At 63.6% G+C, this 12,278-nt stretch carries 9 protein-coding genes; 4 read left to right on the top strand and 5 right to left on the bottom strand.

All coding sequences use genetic code 11. From position 1 onward, the window contains the following. Positions 1-4,268, top strand: a 4,268-nt coding sequence (locus LB552_RS21330) for an autotransporter outer membrane beta-barrel domain-containing protein (RefSeq protein ID WP_224610027.1), incomplete at its 5' end; no start/stop codon positions are given. Between the two features lie 188 nt (positions 4,269-4,456). On the opposite strand, the gene LB552_RS21325 is transcribed toward LB552_RS21330, so the two are convergent. The 5 genes from LB552_RS21325 to LB552_RS21305 form a co-directional block, all read right to left on the bottom strand. Further along, entirely contained in the window at positions 4,457-5,044 is a 588-nt protein-coding gene (locus LB552_RS21325) for a cysteine hydrolase family protein (RefSeq protein ID WP_224610024.1), read from the bottom strand. A 28-nt stretch (positions 5,045-5,072) separates the two neighbouring features. Then, positions 5,073-5,399, bottom strand: a complete 327-nt coding sequence (locus LB552_RS21320) for a hypothetical protein (RefSeq protein ID WP_224610022.1) — start codon at positions 5,397-5,399, stop codon at positions 5,073-5,075. A gap of 716 nt (positions 5,400-6,115) precedes the next feature. Beyond that, complete coding sequence (locus LB552_RS21315) at positions 6,116-6,397, bottom strand: hypothetical protein (RefSeq protein WP_224610020.1); 282 nt, start codon at positions 6,395-6,397, stop codon at positions 6,116-6,118. Positions 6,398-6,486: 89 nt separating this feature from the next. Beyond that, entirely contained in the window at positions 6,487-7,500 is a 1,014-nt protein-coding gene (locus LB552_RS21310; protein WP_224610018.1) for an ATP-dependent DNA ligase, read from the bottom strand. A gap of 9 nt (positions 7,501-7,509) precedes the next feature. Next, positions 7,510-7,953 (bottom strand): PPC domain-containing DNA-binding protein, encoded by a 444-nt coding sequence (locus LB552_RS21305; protein WP_095768692.1) that lies wholly within the window; start codon positions 7,951-7,953, stop codon positions 7,510-7,512. A 238-nt stretch (positions 7,954-8,191) separates the two neighbouring features. On the opposite strand from LB552_RS21305, the gene LB552_RS21300 reads away from it, so the two are divergent. Genes LB552_RS21300 through LB552_RS21290 form a run of 3 tightly spaced genes read left to right on the top strand, consistent with a single transcriptional unit; the run spans position 8,192 to position 12,064 of the window. Beyond that, positions 8,192-8,758, top strand: a complete 567-nt coding sequence (locus LB552_RS21300; protein WP_411966394.1) for a (2Fe-2S)-binding protein — start codon at positions 8,192-8,194, stop codon at positions 8,756-8,758. Position 8,759: 1 nt separating this feature from the next. Next, a complete protein-coding gene (locus LB552_RS21295; protein WP_224610015.1) occupies positions 8,760-9,782 on the top strand; it encodes an FAD binding domain-containing protein in 1,023 nt (340 codons plus the stop codon). 2 nt (positions 9,783-9,784) lie between these two features. Continuing rightward, positions 9,785-12,064, top strand: coding sequence for a xanthine dehydrogenase family protein molybdopterin-binding subunit (locus LB552_RS21290; RefSeq protein WP_224610013.1), 2,280 nt, complete (start codon positions 9,785-9,787; stop codon positions 12,062-12,064). Positions 12,065-12,278: the final 214 nt, after the last annotated feature.

The following is a 12,278-nucleotide window of genomic DNA, read 5'->3' as shown; positions in this document are numbered from 1 at the left end:
CCAATCTCGGCGACGCAGCCGGCAAGGTCACCTTCAATGGCGGCACGCTCTACCAGCAGGGCGCGGCCAGCATCGTCACAGGCCGCGACGCGACGCTTCAGGCGGGGGGCGGAACGTTCCAGATCGACAGCACAGTGCAGTGGGAAGGCGCTATCGACGGCGCAGGGGCGCTCACCAAGACGGGAACCGGGGCGCTGATCCTCGGCGCCGACAACAGCTATGCCGGCGGCACGACGATTGCGAGCGGCATCCTGATGCTGGGCACCGGCGGCACGACCGGGTCGATCCTCGGCGATGTGGTCGACAACGGCACCCTCAGCTTCAACCGCTCCGACCTCTATACCTTCGGCGGCACGATCTCGGGCAGCGGCGGCGTCACCCAGGACGGAACCGGCGATACCGTGCTCACGGCCGACAACACGTACACCGGCACCACGCTGATTGTCGGCGGCGGCGGGCTCTACATCGATGGCGACCAGAGCGCAGCGACCGGGCTGACCAACGTCAACAACGGCACGCTGGGCGGCAATGGTATCATCGGCGGCGATGTGTTCGTCGACGTTGCGGGCCGGCTGGCCCCCGGCGACCTCGGCGCCACGCCCGGCACCCTCACCATCAACGGCAACCTCGAACTGGCCGACGGCTCGAACCTTGATTACTCGTTCGGCCAAGCCGGCGTGGTCGGCGGCGCCTACAACGACCTCACGGTCGTCCACGGCAATCTGGCGCTCGACGGCACGATCAACGTGACGGAAGCGCCTGGCGGCAATTTCGGACCGGGCATCTATCGCGTCATCAGCTATGACGGCGCTCTGACTGACAACGGGCTTGATACCACGTCGAGCGATCACGTCGTGCAGACCTCGGTCGCAGGCCAGGTGAACCTGGTCGACATCAGCGCGATGACCCTCAACTTCTGGGACGGCGATGCCGGGCCGAAGGCCAATGATGGCGTTGACGGCGGCAACGGCACCTGGCGGGCGGCCGGCGACGACAACTGGACCGGCTCCGACGGCGACATAAACGCCGCCTTCTCGAACGGCAGCTTCGCAATTTTGGCAGGTAGCGCTGGCACGGTGACGGTCGACAACACCAACGGCCAGGTGCAGGCCGCGGGCATGCAGTTCGCTACCGACGGCTACTTGGTCCAGGGACAGGATATCGAGCTGGTCGGGTCACAGGCGACGATCCGCGTAGGCGACGGCACCCTGCCGGGCACGGGCTACACGGCAACGATCGCCGCGAACTTCACCGGCACCAGCCAACTGGTGAAGACCGATCTCGGCACGCTGGTGCTTGGCGGCACGAACAACTACACCGGCGGCACCGCCATTCATGGCGGCACGCTACAGGTCTCGGCCGACGCCAATCTCGGCAATGCGGCCGGCGGCTTGAGCTTGGATGACGGTACGACGCTTAAGACCACCGCGGCCTTCACCTCGTCGCGCGATATTGGCCTGACCGCGGGCACCGGCACCTTCCAAGCCGATGCGGATCTCACTTTGTCAGGCGTGATCACGGGCGCCGGCGGCCTCAACAAGACCGGCGCCGGCGCGCTGACGCTGACCGGTGCGAACAGCTACGCAGGGTCAACCACGGTCACGGCCGGCGGCCTCTATGTCGATGGCGACAACAGCGCGGTCGCCGGTTCGGTCTCTGTCGGAAGCGGTGCGACCATCGGCGGCAAGGGCTCGATCGGCGGCGATGTCACGGTTGCCGACGGCGCAACCCTGTCGCCCGGCTCTGCCGACGGCACGCCCGGAACGCTGGCGATCGCCGGCAATCTCAATTTGTCTAGCGGCTCGGTCCTCAACTACTCCCTCGGGCAGGCCGACGTCGTCGGCGGGGCGCTCAACGACCTGACCACAGTCGGCGGCAATCTGGTGCTCGACGGCATTTTAAACGTCAGCGTCAGCGCAGGCGGCACCTTCGGGCCAGGCGTCTACCGCATCTTCAGCTACGGCGGCACGCTGACCAACAATGGCCTGGTGGTCGGCTCGATCCCATCATCGGGCTATATCCAGACCTCGATCGATCACCAGGTCAACATCGTCAACACGCAAGGGCTCACCTTCAACTATTGGGACGGCAAGGTCGGCCCCAAGAACAATGGCGCGGTCAATGGCGGTGACGGCGTCTGGGAGGCGGCCGCCGGCAACGACAACTGGACCAATGAGGCAGGAACGGCCAATGCCGGCTTCGCCGACGCATCCTTCGCGATCTTCGCGGGCCAGGCGGGAACGGTGACGGTGGACAAAGGTCTAGGCCAGGTGGCTGCATCGGGCATGCAGTTCATGACCGACGGCTACCTCGTTAAGGGCGACGCGATCGAGCTCACCGGCCCGTCGAGCAGCATCGTCGTCGGCGACGGCACGGCGGGCGCGGGGATGACCGCAACGATCGCCTCGGCTCTCTCGGGCGACACGCAATTGGTGAAGTCGGATCGCGGCACGCTGGTCCTGACCGGCATCAACAGCTACATGGGCGGCACGGCAATCAATGGCGGCACGCTGCGGGTCTCGCAGGACGCCAATCTGGGCGATGCCGCCGGCGCGCTCTCCTTCGACGGCGGCACGCTCGACACGACCGGCAGCTTTGCCAGCTCGCGTGCGGCCAGCGTGATGAGCTCCGGCACCATCTCGACAGCGGCCGCCACGACCTTGACCCTGAACGGGGCCGTGACCGGGTCGGGCGCATTCAACAAGACAGGACAGGGAACGCTTGTTCTGACGGCGGCAGGCTCAACCTTCGCCGGACCGACCTCTGTCCAGCAGGGCACGCTCGCGGCGGGCGCGGCGGACGCGCTGGGCTCCGGCTCTGCATTCACCGTCGCTTCCGGCGCGACTCTCGATCTCGGCGGCTTCAATCAGGCCGTCGCCTCGCTCAACAACAGCGGCTCGGTGCGTCTCGGCGTCGCGCCCGGCACGATGCTGACCATCAACGGCGACCACACCGGCGCCGGCGGCACCATTTTCCTCAATGCCGCGCTCGATGGCGATACTTCGACCACCGATAGGCTGGTGGTGCACGGCAGCACTTCGGGCACCTCTGTACTTTCCGTCACCAACGTCGGAGGGGTGGGAGTCCAGACTGTGGAAGGGATCAAGATCGTGGACGTCGACGGCAGCTCGGCGGGCACGTTCACGCTTGCCGGCGATTATGTCTTCCAGGGCGACCAGGCCGTGGTCAGCGGCGCCTATGCCTATCGGCTCTATCAGAACGGCGTGAGCACGCCGGCCGACGGCGACTGGTATCTCCGCTCCGCGCTGATCAACAATCCGCTCTATTCGCCGGCCGTACCGATCTACGAGGCCTATCCCGGCGTGCTGCAGAGCCTGAACGAACTCGGCACCCTGCAGCAGCGCGTCGGCAACCGCTCGTGGCCTGGAGCAGGCCAGGGCGCCGACGAGATCGGCAGCGTCCCGACCCAGAGCGCCATCTGGGCCCGTATCGAGGCGACGCATACAAGGCAGAGCCCGGACAGCGCCACCACCGTCTCGGACTACGACGTCACCACCTGGAAGCTGCAGTCCGGCATCGACGGGCTGCTTTACGAGGATGCCACCGGCGTTCTTCTCGGCGGCCTCACCTTCCACTACGGGACGGCGTCGTCGGACATATCGTCGATCTACGGCGTCGGCTCCATCCGGGCCACCGGATATGGCTTGGGCGGCACGCTGACCTGGTATGTCGACAATGGCTTTTACACGGATGGCCAAGCCGAGGTGACCTGGTATGACAGCGATCTCAAGTCCGCCACGCTGGGCAGCGAGCTTGTCAAGGGCAGCAACGGATTTGGCTATGCGCTGAGCATAGAGGCCGGCCAGAAGCTTGCGCTGCAGGGCAAATGGACGCTGACGCCGCAGGCTCAGCTTGCTTATTCCTCGGTGCGCTTCAGCAGCTTCACCGACCCGTTCGATGCGGCGGTATCGCTGAGCGGCAGCGATGTTCTGATCGGCCGCGCCGGCCTGTCGCTGGACTATGAGGATGCCTGGACGGGCGCGCAAGGAAAGGTCAGCCGCTCGCACCTCTACGGCATCGCCAACCTCTATTATGATTTCTTGGACGGCAACGACGTGGATGTGTCGGGCACGGCGCTGCATGAGCACGACCAACCGCTCTGGGGCGGTTTAGGTGTCGGCGGATCGCTCTCCTGGGCGGACGACCGCTACACGGTCTACGGCGAAGCCTTCGCCAAATCGAGCCTGAAAAACTTCGGCGACAGCCGGGCAATCGGCGCAAAGCTCGGCTTCAGCGTGCGCTGGTAGGAGCTGAGCATCGGCAACCGGTCTGAGAATTCCCGGTCTGAGAATTCAGTGAGTGTCTACTGCAGATCGTGCCGGGATGCCGATCCGATGACCGCACCCGCTGATACGACTGAGCGTTCGAGGGACGGCTGCTCATCCGTTGCCGGCGGCACCTTGGCCGGCATGTGCCGGGCGAGATGAGCGATGGGTCAGCGCCAGAAATCCAGAACCTCCTCCGCAGCGGCGACTTCGACATGATGCGAATATCGCGTCGTGAACAGCTTGAGTATATTTTCGTAGGCTTCGTCCGATGTGCTGCAGATCGCATCCTCGACCAGGATCGTTCTGTAACCGAAGTCGATCGCTCCGAGCAGCGTCGCCAACACGCACATGTCGGCCTCGCCTCCGCTGACGATAAGCTCGGTCACACCTTCCGCCTGAAGGCTCCGGTGGAGCTCGCCGGTCAGCCATGGAGAGTAAACGGGCTTATCGAAAACGCGAGCCGGCGGCACGAAATCACGCAGTTCGGGCAGCAGCTCGAGGCTCCCCGGGCCGGCACACTCGATAGTCATCTGCGACCAGCGCTCATAGTATTGACGCCAATGGCCCTGGCCTTCGCCAGGTCTTCTCGCCGTTATGAACCTGGTGAAAATCGTTCGCTCTGGTCTGCCATCGACAAGCGAAAGCACCTTCGGCAGGATGGCGGGCAGCCACTCAACCGCCCATGGCCCAGGCGGCAAGAACATCATCTGCATGTCAACGCAAATGTGGACGGCTCGTGTTGAGATTGGCGTCATCGCGATCCAAACTTCCCTGCCGTGAAAGCTAAGCCTTTGTGTCACCCAATGCCTGCGCCGCCGGAGCGGTGTCGACGCCCGTTTCGCGGCCGGCCTCGGCGAGGAGCGCGTCGGCGAGGTACTCTTTCAAATCGCCGACCTCATCGCTGATTTCTTCCGCGAGGATGCCTTCCCGCTCCGCGTCCGCGATGCAAGCTCTCGCCAGTCTTTCTGCCGCGGCTTCCGGGGATGCTTCGGCGGCCGGTCTAACCGCATGCCCCTCGATCCACTCCTCGACGAAGTGTCCCGGTTTGTTGACGAGGATATCGACCTGGTCTGGGTTGACTGTAGGCACAGGGAGAGTGTCGACCTTCATGACTTGAACTCCGGATTTGTGAATTACAAACGCGGACGCTTAAGCAAGGATGCATAGTCTCTGCCCCTCTCGAAGGACTGTGATCGTAATGTGAAGGAGAGCTGATGGCGCGTTCGTCTGAAACGGCAAGAGCGTGGCCCGCGCCTTGTGTTGGATTGCGGTTGGTTTCACTTACGCTTGCGGTCGAGACGCTTGAGTGATTCGCGCAGTTTGTCAGGAAGCCAGCGGTTTACGTGGAACAAGGGCAAGCTGCGTAGATATCGACGCATGGTTTCATTCGAGAATTGCCGCCTAAGAAGAGCGGCTGTGGATTTGTTGTCGCGTTTCTCGGCCATGGTTGCAGGTCAAACATGAGGCGGCTTGCTTGATCAAAAACTTGTCCCACACTCCGTTGTTCCCCCCAGTTACAAACAGTGAAGGGTTCACTGCCGATTTGCGCCCCCGATTTTTGTCGGCCCATGGGGTAGTGATCCCACCTGATCAATGGCCGGTCTTCTGATGTGGCGCCGCGACCGCCTTGCTCTGCGGCGATGCCTTATCCCGCAGCCCGCGGAGCGTTGCAGGCCATAGAAGGCGGGAAAGTCCCATCGCTGCTCTTACCGATGTGGCGATGCCGAAATGTCGGGACGCGAACTGGCCCCAAAAAGTGAAGCTGGTCCACAGTCCTCAAAGGTGCTCTGCACCACCGGCCATCAACAACGGCACGCTAGCTTTCGCTATGCTTCGTCAAAACGACTGCCTTCCTTGGAAGGATCCCGCGACAGCACACGTTCTTCCTCGTCGTCGGGCAAGGCTTCGTCGCTCTCCTGATAGGGGTTGTCGTCATCCTCTTCGGGGAGGACGCCTTGTGCTTCGGCATCGTCCTCCGGATCGCCGTTTACGGCGACGCTGCCAGGCGGCACCCGACCATTATCAAGAGTGTCCCAGTCCTGTTGTTCGATGCCGGGAGCTTCGGTTTCATCCCGCCTTGCGGCTCGCTGTTTGTCGCGCGGATCCATTTTCTCGTCTCCAAGATAGGTGCGTCCGTGACGCGGGCTGTTCTAACCATAAACCGTTTGATGTGGTCGGTTGTTCCGGAGGGGCGCTGCTACGAGATCTGCTCGAACGTGCATTGGCGCGGCGCTTTTTCGGGCCGCCAGCGAATGAATCGAGTGCCATGCCGGAACCGCTCGCCGGTGACGTGGTCGAAGCGGACTTCCACGACCAGTTCCGGCCGCAACGGCTCCCATTCGCCGCTGCGCTCGGTGCTCCAGCGGCTCGGCCCGCCCGGCGCCTTGCCGGTGAAGCCGGGCCCGCCACGCAGCGCCTCCAACTTCTTCGTGAGCGTGGCTCGTTCCTCGTTGGCGATTGTCGAGGTGAAGCCGACATGGTCAAGCAAGCCCCGTTCATTGTAGAGGCCAAGCAATAGCGATCCGACCTGCGACTTGCCGTTCAGATAACGGAAGCCGCCGACCACGCAGTCGGCAGTGCGCAGCCGCTTGACCTTGATCATCGCGCGCTCGCCCGGCTGATAGGGATCGTTCAGCCGTTTGGCGACGACGCCGTCGGTAGACCCATGCCCGGCGTCCTCCAGCCATCGCCTGGCGGTCGCGAAACTGGTGGTGCAGGGCGAGAGCTGAAGAGCGTCCGTGTTTGCTTGCGCGACGAAGTCTTCAATTGCCGTGCGTCTTTGCGTCAATGCGACTTCGAGCAGCGATTTGCCGCCCGGCGCGACCAGCATATCGAACAGGATCAGCCGCGCCGGCGTTTCCGCGCTCAGCTTGCGGATGCGGCTCTCGGCCGGATGAAGCCGCATCTGCAGCGCGTCGAAGGATGCGGCGCCGCCGATCTCGATGACGATTTCGCCGTCGACCACGAAATCCTTGGCTTCGAGGTTTTGCATCATTGCTGTGAGTTCGGGAAAGTAACGCCCAAGCGGCTTGCCCGACTTCGCCCTGAGATCGACCGTTTTGCGATTCTTGAAAGCGAGGCAGCGAAACCCATCCCATTTCGGTTCGAACTGCCAGACGCCTTTGTCCTGCGGCAGTTTTTCGTCGATCCGAGCCTCCATCGGGGATGTATCGAGGGGGAGAGGAAACGCGTCGGTCGCGGCCGCTGCCATCGTCGGCCCTCAGGCGTCGAGATCGATCAAGGCGATGCCAAGGCCGGGGCGTTTGGTGCGCCGCAGGTGAACGGGCGATTCCGTCACCGTGACTTCGAGCGTAGGCTTGACGATGCCTTCAACAAGGTGGCCGCCGCGCGTCGATCCGTCGCTTAGACCCAGGACAGCATGGATGTGCAGGCTCGGTCTGCCGCCGTCGTCGACCGCGATATCGCCAACAGCGCTCAGAACCTCGCATTGCTCGCCGACCGGGATCTTGCGGTAAGATTTCGAGCCGAAGTCGAACCAGCCAACGGTCGCCTTCTCGAATGCGCCGATCGCGGTCAGCGAGGCGCCGGCAATTCCTTGCTCGTCGGCGAAGTCGGACAGGGCAGCAAATGCTTCCTCGCCTGGGTCCAGCACAACCACGAATGTCCTTTGTCCAGAAGTCTGTGCGACCAGTTTCGATTTCATATCGGCCCGCCATCAGCGTTGGTATTGGCCGTAGAACTCGAACCCGGCATGCATGTTCCCGCATGATGAGCATCTTCGAAGGGCGGGATCACACTTCTGTGAGGCCTAGGATCCCGCGCCGGCCAGGCCGGAACAATGGCCTGCATGAATGGTTAGCCCCCGATGAGCAGCCAGCCAGGAGCGAGCCATGTCCCAGTCTTCCCTCCCATCCACGCTTGGCCTCAGCCGGCGCAATTTCATGACAGGCACAGTCTCGGCTGCCGCGGCACCATTGCTCGTTTCATCGGCGAAAGCCGAAGCGCCTGCCGCCGCTGGCGCGGAACTTCGCGAGCCAGTGGTGACGTCGATGCGGATCAACAAGCAGGCCTATGAGCTGTCGCTCGACACTAGAACCAGCCTGCTTGACGCCTTGCGGGATCATATCGGACTAACCGGCACCAAGAAGGGTTGCGACCATGGACAGTGCGGGGCGTGCACGGTTCTTGTCGATGGCAAACGCGTGCTCTCCTGTCTGAGTTTCGCGGTGATGAATGCCGGCAAAGATGTGACGACCATCGAGGGCCTGGCATCTAGCGACGGTAAGCTGCATCCGATGCAGCAGGCCTTCATCGACCACGATGCCTTCCAGTGCGGCTACTGCACGCCGGGCCAAATCCTGTCGGCCATTGGTTGCATCAATGAAGGGCACGCAAAATCCGAAGACGACATCCGCGACTATATGAGCGGTAATATCTGCCGTTGCGCCGCCTATCCAAACATTGTTGCTGCCATCCTGCAGGCACGCGATCAGATGAAGGGAGCCTGATATGCGTCCCTTCGTCTACGAACAGCCGACTGACATTTCCGCGGCCGTCGCGATCGCATCTCGCTTCACGACCGAGGACGACCAGCCGACGCGAGCGAATGCGCAGTTCATCGCCGGAGGCACCAACCTTGCCGATTATATGAAGCTCGGCGTTGCCGAGCCGAACCGGCTGGTCGACCTCAACCGGCTCAAGGATCCAGGCCTCAGGCAAATCCGGGTGACCGACGAGGGCATCCGCTTCGGGGCTCTGGCGCGGATGGGCGAGGCAGCAGATCACGCTGAGCTCAAGCGCGGCTATCCCGTTATTGCCGACAGCTTGCGGCTGGCCGCAAGCGGCCAGATCCGCAACATGGCAAGTCTCGCCGGCAATGTCCTGCAGCGCACGCGCTGCGAATATTTTCGCGAGACATCCTGGCACTGCAACAAGCGCGTGCCAGGGTCGGGCTGCGCTGCGATGGAGGGTTTCAACCGGCAGCATGCGGTGCTGGGTGGCAGCGATGCCTGCATCGCGACTTATCACGGCGACTTTGCCCAGGCGCTAATCGCGCTCGATGCCGTCGTGCATGCCGAAGGCTCGCGTGGGGCGCGAAAGATACCGCTCGCCAAGCTGCATCGTCAGCCACGCGATACACCTGAGATCGAGACTGATCTCGCTGCTGACGAGATCATCACCGCCATAGAAGTGCCGGCTGTGCCATGGGCGCGGCGCTCGCTTTATCTGAAGATCCGAGACCGCGAATCCTACGCGTTCGCGCTGGCTTCGGCGGCCGTTGCGCTCGACCTGGACGGCGACAACGTACGCGAGGCGCGCATTGCCTTGGGCGGCGTGGCGACCGTGCCGTGGCGCGCCAAAGCGGCGGAGGAAGCCCTGCAAGGAAAGACGCTCGACGAGGCTTCCGCGGGAGCGGCGGCGGATGCCGCCTTCGCCGGGGCCGAGCCGCGCCAGCACAATGCATTCAAGATCGAGCTCGGCAAGCGAACGCTGGTGCGCGCGCTGCTCGAAACCCGCGACATGAAGGTGTGACCATGGACACTGCCGCTCCGAGACCGAAAGAGAACCAGGGCCAACCGCTGCCGCGCGTCGATGCACGGCTTAAGGTCACCGGACAGGCGCATTACCCAGCCGACCTGCCGACCGCCAACATCGCCTACGGCGCGCTGGCCACCAGCAGTATTGCCAAGGGCAAGGTAGCCAAGCTTCATCTCGACGACGCCCATGCCGTGCCCGGGTTGCTCGACATCGTCACTTACGGCGATATGGACATTGTCGAGAAGCCGAAATTCGGCAATTCCGGCGCCACCTCGATCGGGCCGCTGCATGACCGGACGATCTTCCATGACGGCCAGATCATCGCGCTCGCGGTTGCCGAGACATTCGAAGCCGCCGAAGAGGCGGCGCAGTTGATCCGCGCCGAGTATGATGCGGAGACGCCCACGGCGAGCTTCGACAGTCCGGGCGCGGCGACCATTCCCGCCGCCGGCAAGAGTCCTCTGTTCAAGGAAGACGTGAAGGCCGGCGACTTCGATGCCGCCTATCGAGAGGCCGCGGTGAAGATCGACGCGCGCTATTCGACGCCCACGCAGCACCACAATCCGATCGAGCTGTTCTCAACCACCGCCTTCTGGGAGGGCGACCAACTGATCGTCCACGAGCCGTCGCAAAACGTGACCGGCTGGAAGGTCGAGCTTGCCAGGCAATTGAAGATCGATCCCGCTAAGGTGCGCATCGTCAGCCCCTTCATCGGCGGCGCCTTCGGTTCCAAGGGACCGATGACGCCGCGCACCGCCATCGTCGCGGTTGCCGCCAGGCGGCTCGGCCGACCGGTGCGTTGCGTGACCAGCCGGATGCAGGCCTTCGGCACCCAGACCTATAGGGCGGAGACAAGGCACCGCATCCGGATCGGCGCCGGCAAGGACGGCCGCATCACTGCTTTCGCGCATGAAGGCTGGGAGGTCACCTCGCGGCCGGACTCCTATGTCGTGGGCGGCACGTCGGCAACCGGCCGCATGTATGCTTACGGTTCTGTGCTGACACATGTCTCGCTGGTGCAGGCGGACCGCAACACGCCCGGCTATATGCGCTCGCCGCCCGAGACGCCTTATGTCTATGCGCTGGAAAACGCCATGGACGAAATGGCGGTAGCGCTCGGCATGGACCCGGTGGAATTCCGCCGGATCAATGAACCGAAGACAGAGCCGATCGGCAAGAAGCCGTTCTCCAGCCGCTCGCTGATCCAGTGCTATGACCAAGCGGCCGAGGCTTTTGGCTGGGCGAAGCGGGACCCGAAAGTGGGAGCGATGCGCGACGGCGACTGGCTGGTCGGCATGGGCTGCGCGACGGCGATTTATCCAACCGCAGTCGCGCCATGCGCGGCACGGGTGCGCCTGACCGTCGATGGCGATGTGCGGCTGCAATGCGGTTCGCATGAGATCGGAACCGGCGTGCGCACCGTCGCCGGTCAGATGGCGTCGGAACGCCTCGGCGTCAGCATCGATCGGATCAGCGTCGAAATGGGCGACAGCAGCCTGCCTCCCGCTCCTGTCTCGGGGGGCTCGATCTCCACCGCGAGCGTCTGCTCGGCAGTGCTGAAGGCCTGCGATGCCATCCGCGCCAAGCTCTATGCCGGCGCGACCGCCGAGGGCGGGCCGCTGGCGGGCTCTCACAACGAGGAACTCGACCTCGCCGACGGAAAGATCGTGGCCAAGGGCGGCGCTTCGGCAAAGGTCGAAGATGTCCTGAAGACCATGCAGGTTGGCGCAATCGAGGAATATGCCGAGTTCGCGCCCAAGGGTGCGACGCCCGAAGCGCTGAAGAAGCTCTATGCCGGCATGCCGGAATTCCACGGTGGCGAGCAGGATGAGGATTCGGTGAAATACGCCTTCGGCGCCGAGTTCGTCGAAGTCCGCATCAACCGCTACACGAGGGAGATCCGCGTGCCGCGCATCGTCGGCGCGTTCGCGGCCGGCCGCATCATGAACACGCGCACCGCGCGCAGCCAACTGATGGGCGGCATGATCTGGGGCATCGGCCAGGCGCTGCATGAAGCGACGGAAGTCGACAGCCGCTATGCCCGCTATGTCAACCGCGACCTGCAGGACTATCTCGTGCCGGTGAATGCCGACATCAAGGACCTGCAGGTGATCCTGGTCCCGGAGGTCGACCACGCGGTCAACCCGGCCGGCGTGAAGGGCTTGGGCGAACTGGGCAATGTCGGCACGGCCGCGGCTGTTGCCAGCGCAGTCTACCATGCCACCGGCAAACGCATCCGCGATTTGCCGATCAGGATCGAGCAGTTGCTCGCTTGAGCATGCCTGCGATGCATGCGCATTTTCTCTAATAGGGCGAAACCCATGTTTCACCTTGGGGTGTGGATGCTGCCCATCGCGGGTATCCCTCTGATCCTCATTCTGATCTGGATGTATTTCCTCGCCAAGCGCCGAAGCCGGCGGCCGGCGGAGCGGAAGGGCGGTCCGTCACAGCCGACGGGGCGGCGTCGCAACGACCTGAAGCGCTGAAGTC

This window comes from Mesorhizobium sp. CA7, assembly GCF_020165015.1.
Lineage (GTDB): Bacteria > Pseudomonadota > Alphaproteobacteria > Rhizobiales > Rhizobiaceae > Mesorhizobium.
Note: the sequence above shows the minus strand (reverse complement) of the source record. Positions and strands in the feature narration are given on the sequence as shown.

Excerpts from the sequence above, each read along its gene's own strand:
- LB552_RS21300 (WP_411966394.1), top strand. The coding sequence starts at position 8,192 with ATGACAGGCACAGTCTCGGCTGCCGCGGCACCATTGCTCGTTTCATCG.
- LB552_RS21290 (WP_224610013.1), top strand. The coding sequence starts at position 9,785 with ATGGACACTGCCGCTCCGAGACCGAAAGAGAACCAGGGCCAACCGCTG.
- LB552_RS21320 (WP_224610022.1), bottom strand. The coding sequence starts at position 5,399 with ATGAAGGTCGACACTCTCCCTGTGCCTACAGTCAACCCAGACCAGGTC.
- LB552_RS21315 (WP_224610020.1), bottom strand. The coding sequence starts at position 6,397 with ATGGATCCGCGCGACAAACAGCGAGCCGCAAGGCGGGATGAAACCGAA.
- LB552_RS21310 (WP_224610018.1), bottom strand. The coding sequence starts at position 7,500 with ATGGCAGCGGCCGCGACCGACGCGTTTCCTCTCCCCCTCGATACATCC.
- LB552_RS21295 (WP_224610015.1), top strand. The coding sequence starts at position 8,760 with ATGCGTCCCTTCGTCTACGAACAGCCGACTGACATTTCCGCGGCCGTC.
- LB552_RS21305 (WP_095768692.1), bottom strand. The coding sequence starts at position 7,953 with ATGAAATCGAAACTGGTCGCACAGACTTCTGGACAAAGGACATTCGTG.
- LB552_RS21325 (WP_224610024.1), bottom strand. The coding sequence starts at position 5,044 with ATGACGCCAATCTCAACACGAGCCGTCCACATTTGCGTTGACATGCAG.